Raw genomic sequence first — 20,506 nt, 5'->3', positions numbered from 1 at the left:
ATGAATGTTTTTCGCGTCATATTGATTTTAATCTTTTCCTTCACCTTTACGGTTGCTTACACGCAATCTATAGAGGCGATTAAAAAGAAAAATGCGAAGACCGAAAAAGAAATTGCTTACCTGAACAAATTATTGGATAACGCTCGTAATGATCAATCGGCTACTATTCAGAAAATTACGATTATTAACCAGAAAATTGTAAAGGGAAAGGAAATGATCCAATCTCTCACGAATGAAGTTAAATATATAGAGAAACAAATATCGAGCAACGAGTACGTTAAATCTGATCTGGAAGCGAGTAAGCAACAAATGTTGGATTTCTATGCTAAAATGGTTTACGAAACTTGGAAAAAAAGAAATACATCCGATAAGTTGGTATATATATTCTCTTCTTCCAGTTTCACTCAAGCCTATGCACGATATAAATATTTCGAGCAGGTACAGGATTATTCCAAACGTCAGTTAGAGAGAATAAAACAAACGAATGATTCGTTGACTTCGATCAATAATCAACTTACTGAATTGATGGCGTTGAAGAACGCGACGCAATCTAAAATATCTGCCCAGAACAACGAGTTAATCAAGGAACAGAATCAAGCTAATAAATACGTCGGGGAACTCAAGAAAAAAGAGAAAGAGATTCTACGAAAACTGAATATCGAGATTAAAAACCGGGAACGGTTTAAAAATGAATTGGAGAAACTTATTGCTGCTCAAGCGAAAAAGTCCGGGAGTAAAAATTCTAACTATAAATTAACACCGGAAGAGAAACTTATTTCCGACGATTTCGCTAAAAACAAAGGAAAGTTACCTTGGCCTGTTGAACAAGGGTTTGTTTCCGAAAAATTCGGGGTGAATATACATCCGGTGTTTAAACAGGTGAAGTTAAATAACGCGGGAATTACAATTACTACATCGCGTAATGCTGATGTGAGAGCGGTATTCAAAGGTGTGGTAACTGAAATAATGTTTATTCCGGGGGATAATAATGTTGTTATTGTGCGCCATGGAAATTATCTGACGGTATATTCAAATTTGGTGGAGATCTTTATAAAGAAGGGCGACACCGTGAACGTGAAACAGAAAATTGGTAAGTTGGCAAGTAGCGGGGAAAACAGTACACTAAATTTTCAGGTATGGAAAGATAAGGATAATATGGACCCACAATTGTGGTTAACGCCGTGGTAAATTATGGATATAAAATTTTTATATTTATCGGAGTTGATAATTAGAAATATTTTGCTTACATTCGCTAAACTGTAGTTAGTGGGGTATTTTGGATACGTTTACGTATGTTTGGTTTAATAATTAATAGGAGTTATTTAGTTTATGATTTTGTCTAAGATTTTAGATATTAACTGTAGAAAGCATGGACAAACTGGAATTTTCAATTGCCTCGGAAATTGGCAATATCGTTAAAGTTGAGAATTTTATCGATTATTTTTCGGACGTTTATAATGTTGAACCGGATGTGTTTGGCAAAATAAGTTTATGCGTCATTGAAGCCGTAAATAACGCTATTCTTTACGGTAATAAATTGGATCCTATGAAGCATGTGAAATTCATAGTTCATGAGGAAGATAAGCGTTTGTTCGTTGCTGTAAAGGATGAAGGCGAAGGTTTTGATTATTCATATATACCTGATCCTACTTTGCCCGATAATATTGAAAAAGATGCCGGGAGAGGACTTTACCTGATGAAAACGCTTTCTGACGATTTGATATTTGAAGACGGAGGATCCAAAGTGATCATGGTTTTCAATTTATGAATGGATTAGATGAGTGAGATTTTTTTTTTCAACGAGGAATGTGAATTTCCTGCTTTTTTCTCAAAAGAGAGGGTGACTCAATGGCTTCAACTTGTTGCTGAAGATTATTCATTGAAATTGGGTACTATCTCTTTTATTTTTTGTAATGATGATTATATACTGGACGTGAATAGAAAGTATTTGAATCATGATTACTATACTGATGTAATCACGTTTGATTACAGGGAAGGGAAAGTACTTTCCGGTGATGTATTTATAAGTCTGGACACGGTTCAATCCAATGCTTTGGAATTCGGTGCGGCCTATGAAGAAGAATTGCATAGAGTGATAGTTCATTCTGTGCTTCATTTAATAGGTTTTAAAGATAAATCGGATAATGACGCGCAAGAGATGCGTCAAAATGAAAATCATTGCTTAGAATTGCTTAAAACACTTTGATATGTCGCAGTTGTTACCTGAATATGATGTTATTGTAGTGGGAGCTGGTCATGCCGGTTGTGAGGCAGCTTGTGCGGCAGCTAATCTCGGATCAAAAACTTTACTTATCACTTTGGATATGAACAAGATAGCGCAAATGTCTTGTAATCCGGCAATGGGTGGTATTGCTAAAGGTCAGATTGTCAGAGAAATAGATGCGTTGGGTGGATATTCAGGTATCGTAACGGATAGAAGTACAATTCAATTCAGAATGTTGAACCTTTCCAAAGGACCTGCTATGTGGAGTCCGCGATCTCAATGTGATCGTATGGTATTTTCTTCCGAGTGGAGGGATATTGTAGAACATACCGATAATCTCGATCTTTGGCAGGATGATGTTATTGAATTGATTTTGGATGATGGGAAAGTGGCAGGGGTGAAGACTCAATTGGGTGTTTCCTTTTCAGCTCCTCGTGTAGTGCTCACGAATGGAACATTTTTAAATGGTCTGATGCATATCGGTCGGGTAACTTTTCCCGGTGGTCGTATTTCTGAACCTGCTTCTCATGGATTGTCCGAGCAATTGTTTGATCATGGTTTTACCGTGGGACGTATGAAAACGGGAACACCTGTTCGTATTGATGGTAGAAGTATCGATTTCTCTAAATTGACCAGACAGGACGGGGATAATGATTTTCATAAATTCTCTTTTCTGAGTTTCGCGTATACAAATTCACTCGAGAAACGACCTTGCTATATCGCTTACACGAATAAAGAGGTTCACGATATATTGCGTGAAGGTTTTGGCGATAGCCCTCTTTTTAACGGGACTATCAAGAGTATAGGTCCTCGTTATTGCCCGAGTATCGAAACAAAGTTAGATACTTTTTCCGATAGGGATAGTCATCATTTATTTTTGGAACCGGAAGGGGAGAGGACTACGGAATATTATTTGAACGGGTTTTCTTCTTCTTTACCTTGGGATATACAATTAAGGGCGCTTCGAAAAGTTGAAGGTTTTGAAAATGTAAAAATATATCGTCCGGGTTACGCGATTGAGTATGATTTTTTTCAACCGACACAATTGTACCCGACTTTGGAAACGAAGTTGATTAAGGGACTTTATTTTGCGGGGCAAATTAACGGAACGACCGGCTATGAAGAAGCCGCCGCTCAAGGTTTGATGGCTGGGATTAACGCGCATCTTTCTTTACATGAGAATAGAGATTTTATATTAAATCGGGATCAAGCTTATATAGGTGTATTAATTGATGATTTGGTGACAAAAGGAGTGGATGAACCTTATCGTATGTTTACCTCTCGTGCCGAATATCGTATTTTATTGCGACAAGACGATGCCGATGTCAGATTGACTCCCTTGGGATATTCTATAGGTTTGGTTAAGGAAGATCGTTACTCTATTTTTGAAGACAAAATTTTAAAGCGGGACAGGTTAATAGGCTTTATTTCCAATTTCAGTATTTCTCCGGATGAAATAAATTCCGTGTTGGAACTATTCGGTTCTTCACCTATTCGTCAAAAATTGAAATTGATTGATATCATTTCTCGTCCTCAAATAACGATTCCTCAAATAGTGGATTATATTCCTTCATTGAAAGAATTTATTTTTGATAATTCTATTCGAGAAGAAATTATTGAGGCGGCTGAAGTTTTGATTAAATATTCGGGGTATATAGAACGTGAAAAATTAATTGCCGATAAATTGAATCGATTGGAAAATTTAGTCATCGAGAATAAATTTGATTACATGGAGATAAATTCTCTATCGTATGAAGCTCGTCAAAAGTTGACTAAAATCAAACCGAAAACAATAGGACAAGCGTCACGTATAACCGGAGTATCGCCTTCGGACATTAATGTTTTATTGATTTTAATGGGAAGATAACTGAAATGTTTCACGTGGAACATTTCAAAATGGTGCGAAGGGTACCTTGTAATATAGATACATGAAAACTTGGGGAGAGATAGAAAAAGTAGAAATAAACATCATATAAACAGTTATTTTATGAAAGTGATAGAAGGAAATTTAGTTGATATTGACAATAGAGAATTTTATCCGTGTACAATAACTGTTTCTGACGGAAAAATTCTTTCGATAGAGAGAAATTCAAATTCTTACGATCATTATATATGCCCGGGATTTATAGACGCTCATGTACATATCGAGAGTTCTATGTTGATGCCTTCGGAATTTTCAAAATTGGTTATTCCTAACGGGACAGTGGGGGTAGTATCTGATCCGCATGAAATAGCGAATGTTTTGGGTGTTGAAGGAGTGAAAATGATGATAAAAAACGGGGAGGAAACACCTTTAAAAATTTTCTGGGGAATACCTTCTTGCGTTCCGGCGACTCCATTAGATAAACCGGGTAATATTATTACCGCGGAAGACACGGAGATATTGGCAAAAACCGGACAATTTACCATGCTCGCGGAGGTGATGAATATTCCGGGTGTTCTTAACGGTGAGCCGAAAGTTATAGCAAAACTGGATATAGCTAAAAAATACGCTTTAAGAATAGACGGTCACGCGCCGGGATTGAGGGGTGACATGTTAAGTGCGTATATTACTCATGGTATAGAAACCGATCACGAGTCATCTGAATTGGAAGAAGCAGAGGAGAAAATTTCAAAAGGAATGCAGATCATGATTCGAGAAGGAAGTGCGGCAAAGAATTATGATGCTTTAAAATCTTTAATTGCCACACGTACCGATAACGTGATGTTTTGCACGGATGATTCCCATGCCGACGATCTTTTAATAAAAGGACATATCAATTATTTAGTGAAAAAAGCCGTGTCTGACGGTTTCGGGATATTCGATATTCTTCAAGTGGCATGTATCAATCCGGTACATTTTTACCATTTGGATGTAGGGACATTGCATGTCGGGGATAAAGCTGACTTTATCATTTTGGAAGATCTCGAATCTTTAAATATTCATGCTACTTATATTAGTGGGGTAGAAGTCTATCGAAAAGGGGGAAAAATAGAAATTTCGGATTCAAAAATTCCTTGTTTGAATTTATTTAATCACGATATTATAAAAGATATTGATATCCGCACGGATGTGGAAGGAGATATTCACTGTATAAAAGTAGTTCCGGATAGTATCATTACCGAGAGAATGATGCTCCATTTCGACCGAAGAATAGAAAATTATCAATCGGATGTGGATTCCGATATTTTGAAAATAGTGTATTTGAATCGCTATTATAACACGAAACCCCAAGTCGGATTTATATCCGGTATAGGTATAAAACATGGGGCTTTCGCTTCTTCAATTTCTCACGATTCCCATAATATTATTGCGGTAGGCAGCACGGATACGGATATTGTAACTGCCGTGAATGAAGTGATAAGACTCAAGGGCGGATTGGTCGTGAATGATAGCGAGAAATTGCACGCATTACCGTTACCGGTAGGGGGAATTATGAGTGATCGTTCCGGTCAGGAAGTTGCCGAACAGTACATGGAATTGAATAAATTACTTTCTAAAATGGGAACACCCTTGAATTCTCCGTTTATGACGCTCTCATTTATGGCATTGATTGTAATACCTACTCTGAAAATAGGCGAAAAGGGAATATTTGACTTCGATAAATTTGATTTCATATAGGAGTTTATTGATATGACTGATGAATTAGGATTGAAAGAGAAAGTTAGTAAATTACCTACGACTCCCGGGGTGTATCAATTTTTTGATGCAAATGGAGTTATTATTTATATAGGTAAGGCTAAAAATCTAAAGAATAGAGTTTCATCCTATTTTGTAAAGAATAATCAATCTTCGAAGACCATGGTTCTGGTCAGAAAGATACGTGACTTAAAGTATATTGTCGTTAATACGGAAGAAGATGCTTTGTTACTGGAAAATAACTTAATCAAGAAATATAAGCCTCGATATAACATCCTACTGAAAGACGATAAAACTTACCCTTGGATATGTATCACGAAAGAGGCTTTTCCCCGTGTATTTACCACACGTAAGTTTATCCGGAACGGTTCGGAGTATTTTGGTCCTTTTACATCTGCCAGATACGCCGGTACACTGATTTCCTTGATAAAAAGTCTTTATAAATTGCGTACATGTAATTTAAATCTCAATAAATCAGTAATATATGGTGGAAAATATAAAGTTTGTCTTGAATATCATATAGGAAATTGTTTGGGTCCATGCGTGGGGTACGTGACCGAAGAGGAATACATGGAAAATATTACCCAAATTCGAAATATATTGAAAGGTAATATCTCTTCTGTCATTGACTTCATGATGCAAAAGATGAAGGAATATACCATTTCGCTTCAATTCGAGAAAGCTCAAGAAATGAAGGAAGCCATAGAAGCACTGAAATCACATCAGACTAAATCCACTATTGTTAGTGCTTCCATGAATGACATAGACGTTTTCTCTTATCTGGAAGACGAAAAATACGCGTACGTGAATTATTTGCGTATTGTTCATGGAGCTGTAAACCAAGTACATACAATAGAATTAGAGAAAAAACTAGATGAATCGAAAGAATCACTTCTATCATTTGGAATTTTTGAAATCCGCCAGCTCGTGAATAGTCGTTCCAAAGAAATTCTGGTTCCCTTTTATCCTGATTTGCTTATGCAAGGGCTGAATTACGCTATTCCCCAGCGAGGAGAGAAAAAACAATTGCTGGACTTATCGGAACGGAACGTGAAATTCTTTAAAATGGATCGTGAGCGGCAGAGAGGATTACGTCGTCAAGATACCAAATTGGACTTGTTGAACACGATAAAAAACGAGTTGAAATTGCCTCGTTTACCGCATCGCATGGAATGTTTCGATAACTCGAATATACAGGGAACCACTCCGGTAGCTTCCTGTGTTGTCTTCATAGACGGGAAACCGGCGAAACGGGAATATAGACATTTCCACGTGAAAACTGTTATCGGGGCAAATGACTTTGCTTCCATGGAGGAAATATTGTATCGTCGCTATCATCGGGTTTTGGAAGAGGGGGGAGAACTTCCCGATTTGATAGTCGTGGATGGTGGAAAAGGACAATTAAGCTCTGCTGTTGCCACTTTACGAAAACTGGATTTGGTGGAACGAGTACCGATAATCGGTTTGGCAAAGCAAATGGAGGAAATCTATTACCCGGGCGATAAAGATCCTTATTTATTGGCGAAAACATCTATTTCTTTAAAGACTTTGATGCATATTCGGGATGAAGCCCATCGCTTCGGTATCACATTCCATCGTAAATTGCGCGAAAAGAAACAAACGGTTAGTGTCTTGAGTGAAATAAAAGGTATAGGAGAAAAGACGGAAATATCTTTATTACAGAATTTTAAAACGGTAAATGCGATTCAATCCGCTTCACAGAAAGAACTGGCAACTGTTATCGGGGCAGCTAAAGCAAAAATCGTGTATGATTATTTCCATAAATCCGATGAATAAAGATATTGGATTCGAGTACAAATAGAATAGGTTTTTTAAACGATTATTTTGGAAGTAAAATATAATCTCTATATTTGTCTGTTACATCGAACGGAAAATATTCAATAAACTATGCATGTTTATTATACGAGTGTGTGATTTTATCTATGAGTGACGAATTGTATACAGTAGAATGGCTGAATGAGGATTATTCCGAGCATTTTGAAGGTTTATACAAGTTTATGTATAAACGTCTGTATCTTTTTGCCCGAAATTTTTTAATGGATGAAGCGCTTGCCGATGATGTTGTTCAGGAAGTTTTCATGGGATTGTGGAATAAAGGGAAAAGTATGCCGGAAAATATTCCACTGGAACGTTACCTGTTTACCTCGGTGAGAAATTTATGCGTGGATCATCATCGTAAATTGAATATTATAGATAAATATCAAAAGCATCTTGTTGAATCCGAAGCCATGGTATATTTTCCGTACGGGGAAGAAGAATCGGAGCGGGAAAGAAAGGTGAAAAAACTTTTGGCGGAATTACCCGATATGCAACGGCAGGTATTGGAATTGAGTGTCGTCGAAGGGTTGAAGTACAAAGAAGTGGCGGAACGTTTGAATATAGCGGAGGGAACCGTACACACGCATATAAAAAGAGCATATAAATATATCAAGACTCACTTGGCATTTTTGCTGTTATTTTTGTATATGATATTCAAATAGTCATTTTATGGAAAAAAAAATCATTTTGCTGTACCCGGAAATAAATATGAGTTCGTTTTCAATATCAGAAGAGCTATGTGAAATTGAATTTATGTAGATTTAAGAGGAGGTGAATTATGAAACAGATAGAGTGGGATATCATAGAACGCAAATTAGAAGGGGGACTTTCTCCGGAAGAAGAAAGTCGCTTTGGAGAATGGTACACGGCAAATAGAGAGAATAAAGATTATTTTCACAAGATAGAAAGGTTTTATCAGAAAAACGGGTTTGTGAAGGAGATTACCGATAAGGACGCGAATGTTTCTTGGAAGAAGTTTTCCAATCGTCTGGAGAAAAAGAAACCGGGAAAAAGGCGCAATCTTTTTTATTGGTCTGTTTCAGGTGTGGCGGCTTGTTTGTTGATCGGCGTTCTGGTATTTACTTTAGGGCGTGACGAGAAAACTGTTGCCCCTACCCAAATGGCAACCATTCCGGCGGGAGGAAATAAAGCTATTTTGCAGTTATCCAATGGAATATGTGTTGAGCTGGAAAATCTTTCCAACGAGATGGAAGATGCTTCGGCTAAAATCGTTAATACAGGCTCTGTATTGAGTTACGAGAAAAAACAGGATACTTTGATCCAAGAGGAAGTTTTCAACAAAGTAACGACTCCGAGAGGGGGAGAATACGGGATAACACTTTCGGACGGGACAAAGGTGTATTTGGGAGCTCTCTCGGAGATTGAATACCCGGTGACATTCTCCGGAGATAAACGAGTGGTGAAGGCATCCGGTGAAATCTATTTTGACGTGGCTCATGATCCGGAACATCCGTTTGTCGTGGAAATGAAAAACCAGAAAATAGAAGTATTGGGAACATCATTCAACGTTAGGGATTACGAGGATGAAGAGTTTGTTGAAACCACTCTCGTCAAAGGTAAAGTGAAAGTATCGGCAGGCAATGAATCCTGTATTCTGGAACCGAGTCACCAAGCTGTGTTGGATAAGAAAAATAACACGATAGTACAGAGAGAGGTAAACGTGGATGAATTCGTGGATTGGAAAAACGGAAAATTGAATATCCGGAACCAACGTTTGGAAGATATTCTGACCCGATTGAGCAAATGGTATGATGTTTATGTCTTCTACACGAGTGAAGACGCCAAAAACTTACGCTTCTACGCGAATATTGACCGGTATAGTGATATGAATGAATTGTTGGATAAGTTCGAAAAGACAGAACAAGTTAAATTCGAAATCAAAGGAAACGTGATTAATGTTTCGACCGTGAAATAAGAATCAAAATGGTATTGACTGTATAGAGTCACGAGGCTGGCTAGAAATGGTCAGCCTCGTTTTATTAAGAATTTGTTAAAATGTATCTTCTTTGTACCCTGTTTTGAAAGTTTGTTCGTTTTGCGTTAAACAGTAATTTTAATGCCGGAACGAATGAATAAGAATAAGAGTTTTTACTTGTAAGTTCGGGTAAATTTTAAAAAAGGGATGTATGAAAAGAACGAAGATTTTTCTAGCAGTGTTCGCGTTATCAGGTATGTTTTATAACGGTCAGGCACAGGAAACAAAAACGGAAGTGAAGGATAGTGTCACGAGTGACGGTACCGTTCGCAAGACTATTAAAATGGAGGTCAAGAGTGCGGAGGATTTGCAGAATTTATTCAAGATGTTGGGTAATGGAAACGTGCAGGTAACTAATAAATCAGCCGATGCTCAACAAAAAAAGGGGACAGTAACGACCTCGAATCAAGTTCAGGGACGATTGATGGAGAGCAATGGTGAAAAAACACTTTGGGCAAAATCTTATTTGAATCGTCAAGCCCCGGAATTGAAAGTTGAAAAATGGTTGACGGATGTACCGAACACGGAAGGGAAATTCGTGTTGATAGATTTTTGGGGACCTTCTTGCGCTCCTTGCAAGCAAAGTATTCCCGATTTGAACGAGTTCAGCAAGAAGTTCAAAGATGATTTGGTGGTAATCGGAGTTTCTCTTAATAAGGAAGAACATGTACGGGCGATGAAAACACCTGTTATCGAGTATTATAGTGCTATCGACACGAAAAAAGAATATATAAGTAAATTCGAGATAAAAGGTTATCCGCATGCTATATTATTGGATACAAGAGGTATTGTACGTTGGGAAGGAAATCCGCTAACGAAAGGATATGAACTAACTGCCGAAGTGATCGAGAATTTGTTAAAAAAGTATGATTACGAGAATGGAGGGGTTGACCGGAATATGGCAAAACCGTTTTTAGGAGAGAAAGCTCCGGATTGGAATATAAAGGAATGGTACCCGAAAGAACCGAAAACGAAAGGCAAGTTTGTTTTGCGGGATTTCTTCAGTTTTCACTGTGGTCCCTGCCGGAAAGCGATCCCGAAGTTAAACAAATGGAGTAAGGAATTTGCCGATGATTTAGTGGTGATTGGTTGTGCCAAAGATGGCGTTAAGCGATTACTGGAAATCGAGCCTAAAATCGAGTACAATTTGGCGAGTGACCCGCAAGGGGAAATATGGAAGACTATGGATTTGCACGTGTTGTCATACGTCCAATTGATTGATCCGAAAGGAATCGTTCGTTGGGAAGGTCTTTGCATAGATTTGACGACTGCAAAAATTAAAGAAATTATTAGTAAGTACAAGTAGCTGTTTTTTGGAGGTTGTCCGGGATAATTTTTGGACAACCTTTTTTAATCGCATGAAAATGAAGCGTAAAGTTATTCTTGTCGTTGTAGCGATATTGTGTCTTTTGGGAAGCGGGTATGCGCAGAAGACTGAAAAAATGAAAGTTCGGGAATGGCAGTCCCCGGTATTGAAAAGTGCTCGGACTTGTTTAGAAGTTCAAGTGCAGGATTATGAACCCGGAATGAAGAAGGAAGGATATTTGTCATGGGGTGGATTTCTGCCCGGTAAACGAGAATTTGCACTGGATGAAAACGGGAAAGCTCTGATAAAATTCGAGCAACACGGTTCTTTGTTGTTGAATCTTTCTTTAGCGTGTATGGATGGGGAATTAGAGATTGTCCTGAATCCGGGGGAGAATGCAAGGCTTTACGTGAATACAAAGGAAACAAGGGGAGAATTTGAAGGGGATTATTCGGAATTGAATCAATATTTGCTTTGTCGAGGTGAGCGTAACCGTAGTTATCCGGTAGATTTGGAAAAAATCAAAGGAATGACGGAAAATGAATACATTCTTTATTGCAAAGAATTGTATGATAGTCGATTAAAAGAGTTATCAAAGCAAAAGAAAAAACAAGGTGAAGGTTGGTTCCGCTATGCTCAATTGGAAGCGTTGTTGGATTGCGCAGAAGATATTTATTCGATGAATCCGAATTTTGAGAAGGCGTATCAAGGAGCAAAAGATTCGAGAGATCTGCCTTATACAAAATACTCCTGCTTTAATATATTGCAGCCAATTTTTGCGGATGCCGGTTATGATTTGATGCTTCTGCCTGATCATTCGATTAACAAGATGTTGTCGTACTTTAGAAAGGAAGAACAGTTGCAGGCTTTTTTGGAAAATAAAGGAGGCTATTTACTGGATTTACAAAAAGCTCATGTTTGCCATTCGCGTGTAAATAATGATCTGCCTTTAAGAAAGGAACATCTGGCATTGATGCAAACGGCTTCACCTTACGTGAAAGAGTTATTTACCGATATCTACGAGAAAGGAAATAAGGCATGGGCGGAACATCTGGCAAAACCGGGATACAAGATCGGAAAGGTTCCGAATGTACCGAAAGAACAGGTGTTTGACAGTATCATGACGGGTTACCGGGGAGAAGTGGTATTTGTTGATTTCTGGTACGTGTACTGTAAATCTTGTTTGAAAGCGATGAATGAAATGGAGGAAGTGAAACAAGAATTTGAGAAAAAAGGGGTTAAGTTTTTGTTTATTACCGGGGCGAAGGCTTCACCGGAAGAGCGTTGGTTGAAAATGATACCGGACATGAGTGGCGACCATTACCGGGTGACGAATGAAACTTACCGCTATTTGATAGATGAGCAGTTTAAGATGGGAGGGTTGCCCCATTATTTAATCGTGGATAGAGAAGGGAATATAAAACATTCTTTCAGAGGTTTTATGGGACGTGAAAAGATGCGGGAAGTATTGGAAAATGAATTAAAGAATTAAAAAAGAATATATGAAAAGAGTTGTATTATTATTTATAGCCATGTGGTCTGTTTTTCCTGTTTTTTCACAACAAAAACAAGACAAAGTTTGGTTGTATGCCAAATCGATTATCAATCAAAAGGCTCCGGAATTAGTTGTCGAAGAATGGATTACGGATCGACCGGATACAAAAGGAAAATTTGTTTTGATTGATTTTTGGGCAACGACGTGTGGCCCGTGTAAAAAAGCGATATCTCATTTGAACAAGTTCAGTGAGCGGTTTAAAGATAAGTTGGTGGTGATCGGGATTTCTTATGAGAAAGCGGAGAAAGTGAAAGCCATGAAAGAACCTGTTATTGATTATTATAGTGCGGTGGATACGGAAAAGAGAATGAGTAAAGAATTGGAAATTACAGGGATTCCACACGTGATACTGATAGATCCTCAAGGTATAGTACGTTGGGAAGGTTATCCTTTGGGAGGGGTTAAGTTGACGGCGGAGGTGATTGAAGATATTATGAAGAAATACGGGAATGAGGATAAGGTAGAAAAAAAGATGTGGGCAAAATCTTTCTTGAATCAAAAAGCTCCCGAATTAGTGGTTGAAAAATGGTTGACCAAAGAGCCGAAAATGAAAGGTAAATTCTTGTTGATTGATTTTTGGGGACCTTCTTGTGCTCCTTGTCGGAAAGGGATTCCGGATTTAAATGAGTTCAGTAAGAAATTTAAAAAAGAGGTGACTATATACAATAATCTACCAAAATAATTTTTCTGTATCCCCAATTTTTATTACATTTGTATAAAAGGATACCGTTTATGTTACACTTTAAATTTAAGTCAATCGGAGATTTGATAAAAGAGTTCCCAACAGAGGAATCCTGTATCGAGTATCTCGAATACATAAGGTGGCGTGATGGAGTCGTGTCACCTTACGACCCCGATTCAACGGTTTACAAGTGTAAAAATCACATGTACAAGTGCAAGAACACCGGGAAATTCTTTAACGTCAAAACCGGTACGATGTTTGAAGCGTCTAAATTACCCCTACAAACTTGGTTCATCGCGGCATGGATGGTATTAACTCACAAAAAAGGTGTACCTTCTTGCCAATTGGCTAGGGATTTAGGGGTAACACAGAAAACCGCTTGGTACATGCTTCAAAGAATCCGGCTTTGTCTTTCCGTCGAGAATGATAGTGAATTGAATAACGTGGTCGAGGTTGACGAAACATTTATTGGTGGCAAAAACAAGAACAGGCATTGGGATAAAAAAGTACCTAAATGTCAAGGTAGGTCTTTCAAGGACAAAACTCCCGTTATAGGTATGATAGAGAGAGGGGGTAAAGCCGTGACTAGAGTTATCGAGAACACGTCACGGCAAAGCCTAACACCTGCCGTTCTTAATACCGTGAACACTAACGCCACGATTTATTCCGATGAATGGGACGGTTATAGCAAGATTAGGGATATATATATCACCGATTTTGTAGACCACGGTAAAGGGAATTACGTCAACGGTGACGTTTACACTAATACCGTAGAAGGATTTTGGAGTATAATAAAAAGAGGGGTTATAGGAGTTTATCACTTCATCAGCAAAAAGCACATGCAAAAATACATGGACGAGTACACGTTCAGGTATAATAGTAGACACCTTAAACCTCACGAGGTGTTTAATTACTTCTTACTTAATTCAAATCACAGGACTACATATAAAGAACTTGTAGCCTAGTAACACATTTAAATTCAGTAAATTAAAAATTTAGTTATGTTTTTATCAGAATTTTACTTACATATAATCATTATATGTACTATATTTGTATGTATAATAATATGGTTGATTATGGCATCACTTTATGGAACAACAATAAATACCTCAAAGGGGACATATAATGTAAAAGTAGAGGTCCTCGTCTTTGAAAAAGAAGGAACATTTTTTGTTTACAGTCCTTCTTTTAATTTGATTTCATGTGGAGACACCCAAACAGATGCTTTAACAGAATTTAATAGCATATTTGTATCTCACATAAAATTTTGCACAGACAAAGGTACACTTGAAGAAGATTTAAAAGCAAATGGATGGGAAATTATTGATGGTAAATATATACCTCCTAAACGAAAATGGATGAAGGAAAATAATGATATTTATAGAGATATATTAGAAAATGAGAACTATCAAATAAAATACGAAACTTATAATTTATCTGCCGCTTAGATGAATACTTTTAAATTATCTAATATTACGCTAAGCAAATATAGGAAAATATTGACTCTGTTGGGATTTGAATATATTGGTACAGAAGGAGACCATGAACATTGGTATAAAAATGGTTTTAGAAGACGTATAACATTTCCTACTTCTAAAAATCCTATTAAAGAATATGTTATAATAACAAATAACAGAACATTAGGATTAAGTAGAGATGAATTTAAACGCTTATTTCTTAGAATCAAATAATTTGCTACCTTTACATTAGAATAAACATTACAAGTAATGCCGACAAAATCAACAAATACACCAAAGAAACCACCCAAGAAGGTCATCCCCAAAAATCCCAATAAGACCACGGAGATAGACCCTATTTTAAGGAGGATGCTTGAATGTAAACCTAAAAAGAGGAAGAAATAAAGGGGAGATTACTCCCCTTTTTATTGTACTTTTGATTTACTTTCTTCTGCCAATATTCTTGCTGACGGCTTCAAAAAATATTGTATTATCAGTGCTAATCCGGGTATCAATATTGCTATTAGACCTATCAATATAATCCAAAATATTCCACAGTCAATACGTTCGCATATATGCATGCTTATGTACACGACAACAACACGTAATATTAGGCTTAGTAATGTACCTGCATATTTATATATCCATAGTAATTCATATGGTATATAGTTATAAATCCATAACGGTTGTACTACAACAAGAATATAATTCACGAACAAAAAGAGTGCTAATAACCCGATACCAACTATAAGGTATTTTAATTGAAGTTTTCTAGCTTCCATAATGATATGATTAAAAAGATTAAATATTGGATGACTCCTAACACACATATATATATGAAGCGTGGGTCACCATCCCAAAACCTAGGTATCGCCAAACACCCTTGCACGAGGACAGTAACCCACAAAATGGAGGTCACCGCGTCCCGTGCAATAAAATTGGCGATTTTAGGTTAAGGACACGCTAAATATATCTTGATAATTTTTTTCTAGTCTTGGCGATTTTCTACATAGGCATTATCTTTTAATGTTTATACTCACATACTAATTGCTAAATTTAGCTAGATGCAAATATACAAATACTTATCATTGCTGTAATAATTTTACTTACTTTTTTGATTGTATTTGTATCACTATCGGGATATTCATTTTATAATATTAAATTTGAAGTTGAATTACGTATATAAATACCAAAAAAGATTTGGTGGTCATTGGGATGTGCGGTCAGAAAGAAGAACAAGTGAGAGCGATGAAAGAGCCTGTGATCGAGTATTACAGTGCTATCGATACCAAGAAAGTATTGCATAAAGCCTTGGGGATAACGGCTGTCCCTCATGCTATTCTGGTTGATCCGGAAGGCATCGTACGTTGGGAAGGCTACCCTCTTCTGAAAGGACATGAATTGACGGCGGAAATAATTGAAGAAATAATCAAGGAGTACAAGAAGAAATAAAGATAATGGTAAGGTATTTTTTATGGATATTGCTTTGTTTATTTTCCCTTTCCGGGGTTGGGCAAAAGGCGAATTATAAACAAGCGGAGCGTTTTTTGAATTTAGAATCTTTGGTCGGTTCTACAAGTGTGTTACCTAATGTTTTGAAGGGGACGGATAAATTCTGGTACAAATATGAAACGAAAGACGGGATACATTATTATTTCGTGGACCCTAAAGCCGGACTGAATCGTGAATTGTTCAACCGCAAAGAGTTAGCGGGTGAGATTAGCCGGGTGACGCACAAACCTGTTAATTACAAGGATATTAAATTATCGGGTTTTTCTTTGGAAGAGAAAGGGAAGGTTTTGCAATTTACTTCAGAGGGAGTAAGATTTAAATACGATCTTCGGACGAACGCTTTGGAACGAGTGATTCCCGACACGACAAAGAAAAATCCGAAAACACCGGTGAAGCCGGCTAAGACGATAAAATACGACGGTAAACTTTCCCCGGATAGCAATTACACGGTATATGCCAAGAATCATAATCTGTATTTATTTTCGCTGAAAGATTCCGTGGAAACACAATTGACAACGGACGGGCGTACAGGTTATTCTTACGCACCCAAGACGGCGGATTCCACGAAAAAGGTGATTCCGGATATTACTTGGTTCGGTGATTCAAGATTCTTTTACGCGGAGCGTGAGGACAAAAGAAAAATGGAGGAGCTTTACTTGGTAAATACTTTAGGCACGGGACGTCCGACGTTGCAAAAATACAAATTTGCCATGCCGGGGGATGAACACGTGCAACAGGATGAATTACACTTGTTTGATATTTCCGCTAAAAAAGAAGTGAAATTAGATGTGGAAAAATGGAAAGATCAAAAATTATTCGTGTACAGTGTCGGACGCCCCGCTAAAAGGCTTTATTTCACGCGCAAGAAAAGGACTTGTGATGAGATGGAGTTGTGTCGGGTAATCCCGGAAACAGGAGAAGTGAAAGTGTTGATTAACGAAGTATGTGAACCTTATTTTAATGATCAGCTATTTAAATTCCATGTATTGAAAGACGGGGAGGAAATTCTTTGGTGGTCGGAACGCACGGGGCACGGGCATTGGTACCGGTATGACGGAGAGGGAAACCTGAAGAATGCTGTTACTTCCGGTGGTTGGACATCCGGGAAAATTGTTCGGATAGATACTACGGGACAAACCATTTATTTTGAGGCTTACGGGCAAGATAAAGAGGGTGAGAGTCCTTATTATGCTCGCCTGAATAAAGTTCGTTTTGACGGGAAAGGAGGGGTGAAAATATTGACACCGGAACAGGCAACGCACAAAACGAACTTTTTATTTGGCGGGAAATATTTCGTGGACAATTATTCCCGTGCTGATTTGGAACCTCGGAGCGTGATAAGAAACACGGACGGGAAAGTTGTTGTAGAACTGGCATCTCCCGATTTGTCCCGGCTTTACGAAACGGGTTGGCGTATGCCTGAACCTTTCTCCGTAAAAGCGGCAGACGGTTCAACGGACCTATTCGGTTACATGTGGAAACCGGCGGATTTCGATTCCACGAAGACGTACCCTATCATATCTTACGTGTATCCGGGACCGCAAACTGAAGGAGTTCCTTTGGAATTTAGTGTTTCAACGGGATTTAATAATGCGGCTTTGGCACAAGTGGGTTTTATCGTGGTTACGTTCGGACACCGGGGAGGAAGCCCTTTGCGTGACAGATGGTACCACACCTACGGATACGGCAACCTGCGGGATTACCCGTTGGCTGATGACAAGTACGGGATAGAACAACTGGCAGATCGTTACCCGTTTATTGATAAGTCAAGGGTAGGAATATTCGGTCATTCCGGGGGAGGCTTTATGTCCACGGCGGCAATCTGCACCTATCCGGATTTCTACACGGCAGCTGTATCTTCTGCCGGGAATCATGATAATAATATCTATAACATTTGGTGGGGAGAAACACACCACGGGATAAAAGAGGCAAGAGCTACCAAGCCTGTGACCAAGAAAAAAGCAAAAGCCCCGGAGGATGTGAAAGATTCCACGAAGAGTACGATTGAAAATGTAAAATTCGAGAAACCCAATATCCCGACCAATATCGAGTTGGCAAAGAACCTGAAAGGGCATTTATTGCTCGTGGCCGGGGATGCCGACAATAATGTGCATCCTGCCAACACTTTCCGAATGGCGGATGCGTTAATCAAGGCCGGTAAGAATTTCGATATGCTAATTTTACCCGGTCAAAATCACGGTTATCGGGGAGTGTCTTTGGATTTTTTCAAACGAAAAATATGGTTCCATTTTGCGAAGCATCTATTAGGCGATTATTCCACAGATCAATTTACAGAGATCGACGAATACATGCGTTTAGGAAGTAATTAGTTTTGTTTAAATAGTATCTGTGTATTTTTAAAAGCGTTCGGGATTTCCCGGACGCTTTTATTTTTTCCGGAATATTGAAATCGAGTACAGTGATTTTTTCATGTTAAAAAGGGAGATATGGATTATGAAGTATGTATAAAATAAGTATCTTTATAGAAAAGATTTTTTCCGGTTACTAAATAATTATTGAGTGGTGGTTTAAAAAAGAAAATTTGTTGTACCCGATTTTTGCCGGCAATTCGTTTCTAGAGAAACTAGAATATATTTGAAGATATAAACTTATAGTATGATGAGGAAAAATGCAGGCTTGTTATTGTGGATGTTTTTGTCCATTATTGTTGCGTCTTGTACGGATGTGTATAAAGAAGACGGTTCAGAGAAAGAGAAGGAAATAGTTCCTCCCGGGGAAACATATACTCCTGAAAAACAGTATAATTTGAATGTGGTGTATTATATTCCGTCGGATGTTCCGGAAGTTGAAGATTGGCATTATCGTTTGTCGGGAGTTACATTGCATATTCAAAATTACTTTTACGAGAATTTTATGCGTTATCGGGTGGATAAAAAGTTTGGGTTGGAATTGAATGATGTGAATCCAGAGTTTGTAAGGGTGCATTATATCAAGAGCAATAAAAAGCATTTGGATATGCAAGAAACGAATATGAAGGAGATGGCTCAAGAAGTACTAAATTATTTTAAGCAGAATCCGGATTCCAAGCAGAGTGACCATTATTTGATATATATGCCGAAATACGAGGGAAGTTTCATAAAACACTATTATCCGAGTGCGAATGAGGGAATGGCGTTTTGTGGCGTGGATGACACGAAATGGAATATTAAATATTTTGCATCAGCTCGTGCTCGTGCCACTTTTTTGGATGATTTGGGGAATGTGTTGAAAGTGTTCGCTCAATCGTTGTTTTTAGAAGAAAGTGATACGGGGGCGGATTCTCCTTTTAGGGCTTTATTGGCAGCAAAATATACTACGACAGGAGGAAATAAATATTTGCCTCAATACAATTATGTTGATTATTCGGGAACCCCAAGTACTTCTTCAGCGCCTTATGTTGCCGGGACGCCTGATAAAGTACGGCTGATGATATGGGATATCAGATATTTGAATGGTATACAGATATTTAATGATAATTATTCTTACAAACCTTTTGAGGTTGATATCAAGAGTGTGGATATTCGCTCCAAGGAAGGCGCAACGTTTGAGGAAGATACCATAAAAGTTCAATGCAAGTTTGCCATACCTGCCGATTTAGAGTTGGCCGGGGTGGTTATGTTTGATGATCCGTGGCGTACATATGTAAATGGAAAATTTGACGATACGTTGGATAAAGATGAAAATTACGAGTCGGGATGGGATGCCTATGGAGTGTATGTTGAAGCCGTAACCTTTGAAAAAGAGGGAGATATTTACGTGGCAGATTTTGTTTTGCCAATAGTAAATCATATGAGTCTATTACAAAAATCTAGCGGGACGACAGTTCATGAGCTTCGTTTTCGCTTTATTGGGAAAAATGGCATGGCTTACCCGCATGTGCCAACATCTATAAAAGGTCCTTTTGAAGCTCCTCTTCGGAATGTGTTTAACGTTATAGGAAAATATAACTTTCTAACAGGTATCACAACGTATACTCATGATATTGCAACGAGATATGGTGTTTGGCATGGAGTAGAGGAGGAATAGAAATTATATTGACTGAAAGTAGTTATTTAGTGTTTTAGTGTAAAAGCCGGGTTAAAAAACTCGGCTTTTATAATGTTTTGGTGTAATAATATTAACAGATGTTTGATTTTATAGAGAAAGAAATTGCATTTCTCCCTTAAATAGTTTAGTTTTATGTACCCATAAAATCTGTCGTGTACGTTTTGGATATAGAAAACAAAATTCGCGTGAGGAAAAAATTAATGTTTAATTAAGAGGATACAGATTTTATGGGAAAAGGGGATTTACGTTCTTTGTTCCGGGGGGACCCG

Annotated in this window: 16 protein-coding genes; all 16 read left to right on the top strand. The window is 37.9% G+C overall.

Annotated features, from left to right (window positions below):
- The 16 genes from L0M98_RS05395 to L0M98_RS05320 all read left to right on the top strand — a co-directional run bounded on the left by L0M98_RS05395 (nt 1) and on the right by L0M98_RS05320 (nt 20,216).
- Complete coding sequence (locus tag L0M98_RS05395; protein ID WP_227217572.1) at nt 1-1,188, top strand: murein hydrolase activator EnvC family protein; 1,188 nt, start codon at nt 1-3, stop codon at nt 1,186-1,188.
- A gap of 181 nt (nt 1,189-1,369) precedes the next feature.
- Nucleotides 1,370-1,768: an ATP-binding protein gene (locus L0M98_RS05390; protein WP_099291375.1), complete on the top strand. Its 399-nt coding sequence runs from the start codon at nt 1,370-1,372 to the stop codon at nt 1,766-1,768.
- 9 nt (nt 1,769-1,777) lie between these two features.
- Nucleotides 1,778-2,206 (top strand): rRNA maturation RNase YbeY, encoded by a 429-nt coding sequence (gene ybeY, locus L0M98_RS05385; protein WP_227217580.1) that lies wholly within the window; start codon nt 1,778-1,780, stop codon nt 2,204-2,206.
- Between the two features lies 1 nt (nt 2,207).
- A complete protein-coding gene (mnmG, locus tag L0M98_RS05380; protein WP_370645582.1) occupies nt 2,208-4,091 on the top strand; it encodes a tRNA uridine-5-carboxymethylaminomethyl(34) synthesis enzyme MnmG in 1,884 nt (627 codons plus the stop codon).
- Nucleotides 4,092-4,211: 120 nt separating this feature from the next.
- Nucleotides 4,212-5,825 (top strand): adenine deaminase, encoded by a 1,614-nt coding sequence (gene ade / locus L0M98_RS05375; protein WP_227217583.1) that lies wholly within the window; start codon nt 4,212-4,214, stop codon nt 5,823-5,825.
- Nucleotides 5,826-5,837: 12 nt separating this feature from the next.
- Nucleotides 5,838-7,640, top strand: a complete 1,803-nt coding sequence (uvrC, locus tag L0M98_RS05370; RefSeq protein ID WP_227217585.1) for an excinuclease ABC subunit UvrC — start codon at nt 5,838-5,840, stop codon at nt 7,638-7,640.
- 146 nt (nt 7,641-7,786) lie between these two features.
- Nucleotides 7,787-8,344 carry an RNA polymerase sigma factor gene (locus L0M98_RS05365; RefSeq protein WP_141560916.1) on the top strand — a complete coding sequence of 186 codons (558 nt, stop codon included), beginning with the start codon at nt 7,787-7,789 and terminating at the stop codon, nt 8,342-8,344.
- 116 nt (nt 8,345-8,460) lie between these two features.
- Entirely contained in the window at nt 8,461-9,618 is a 1,158-nt protein-coding gene (locus L0M98_RS05360) for a FecR family protein (RefSeq protein WP_227217587.1), read from the top strand.
- Between the two features lie 211 nt (nt 9,619-9,829).
- The gene (locus L0M98_RS05355) at nt 9,830-10,984 is read left to right on the top strand and encodes a TlpA family protein disulfide reductase (protein ID WP_227217589.1); all 1,155 of its coding nucleotides are present in this window, start codon (nt 9,830-9,832) and stop codon (nt 10,982-10,984) included.
- A gap of 58 nt (nt 10,985-11,042) precedes the next feature.
- On the top strand, nt 11,043-12,476 hold the full coding sequence (locus L0M98_RS05350) for a TlpA family protein disulfide reductase (RefSeq protein WP_227217591.1): 1,434 nt from the start codon (nt 11,043-11,045) through the stop codon (nt 12,474-12,476).
- A gap of 10 nt (nt 12,477-12,486) precedes the next feature.
- Entirely contained in the window at nt 12,487-13,221 is a 735-nt protein-coding gene (locus tag L0M98_RS05345; protein ID WP_227217593.1) for a thioredoxin-like domain-containing protein, read from the top strand.
- A gap of 50 nt (nt 13,222-13,271) precedes the next feature.
- Entirely contained in the window at nt 13,272-14,186 is a 915-nt protein-coding gene (locus tag L0M98_RS05340) for an IS1595 family transposase (protein ID WP_227217595.1), read from the top strand.
- A 111-nt stretch (nt 14,187-14,297) separates the two neighbouring features.
- Nucleotides 14,298-14,669, top strand: a complete 372-nt coding sequence (locus tag L0M98_RS05335) for a hypothetical protein (RefSeq protein ID WP_227217597.1) — start codon at nt 14,298-14,300, stop codon at nt 14,667-14,669.
- Nucleotides 14,670-15,878: 1,209 nt separating this feature from the next.
- Nucleotides 15,879-16,130, top strand: a complete 252-nt coding sequence (locus tag L0M98_RS05330) for a TlpA family protein disulfide reductase (protein WP_227217600.1) — start codon at nt 15,879-15,881, stop codon at nt 16,128-16,130.
- Between the two features lie 5 nt (nt 16,131-16,135).
- The gene (locus L0M98_RS05325) at nt 16,136-18,520 is read left to right on the top strand and encodes a S9 family peptidase (RefSeq protein WP_227217602.1); all 2,385 of its coding nucleotides are present in this window, start codon (nt 16,136-16,138) and stop codon (nt 18,518-18,520) included.
- Nucleotides 18,521-18,806: 286 nt separating this feature from the next.
- Complete coding sequence (locus L0M98_RS05320) at nt 18,807-20,216, top strand: hypothetical protein (protein ID WP_227217604.1); 1,410 nt, start codon at nt 18,807-18,809, stop codon at nt 20,214-20,216.
- The last annotated feature ends 290 nt before the right edge of the window (nt 20,217-20,506 follow it).

The sequence above is a fragment of the Butyricimonas sp. DFI.6.44 genome (assembly GCF_022132345.1).
Taxonomy (GTDB): Bacteria; Bacteroidota; Bacteroidia; order Bacteroidales; family Marinifilaceae; genus Butyricimonas; species Butyricimonas muris.
The sequence above is the reverse complement of the archived record's forward strand: the minus strand, read 5'-3'. Positions and strand labels throughout refer to the sequence as shown.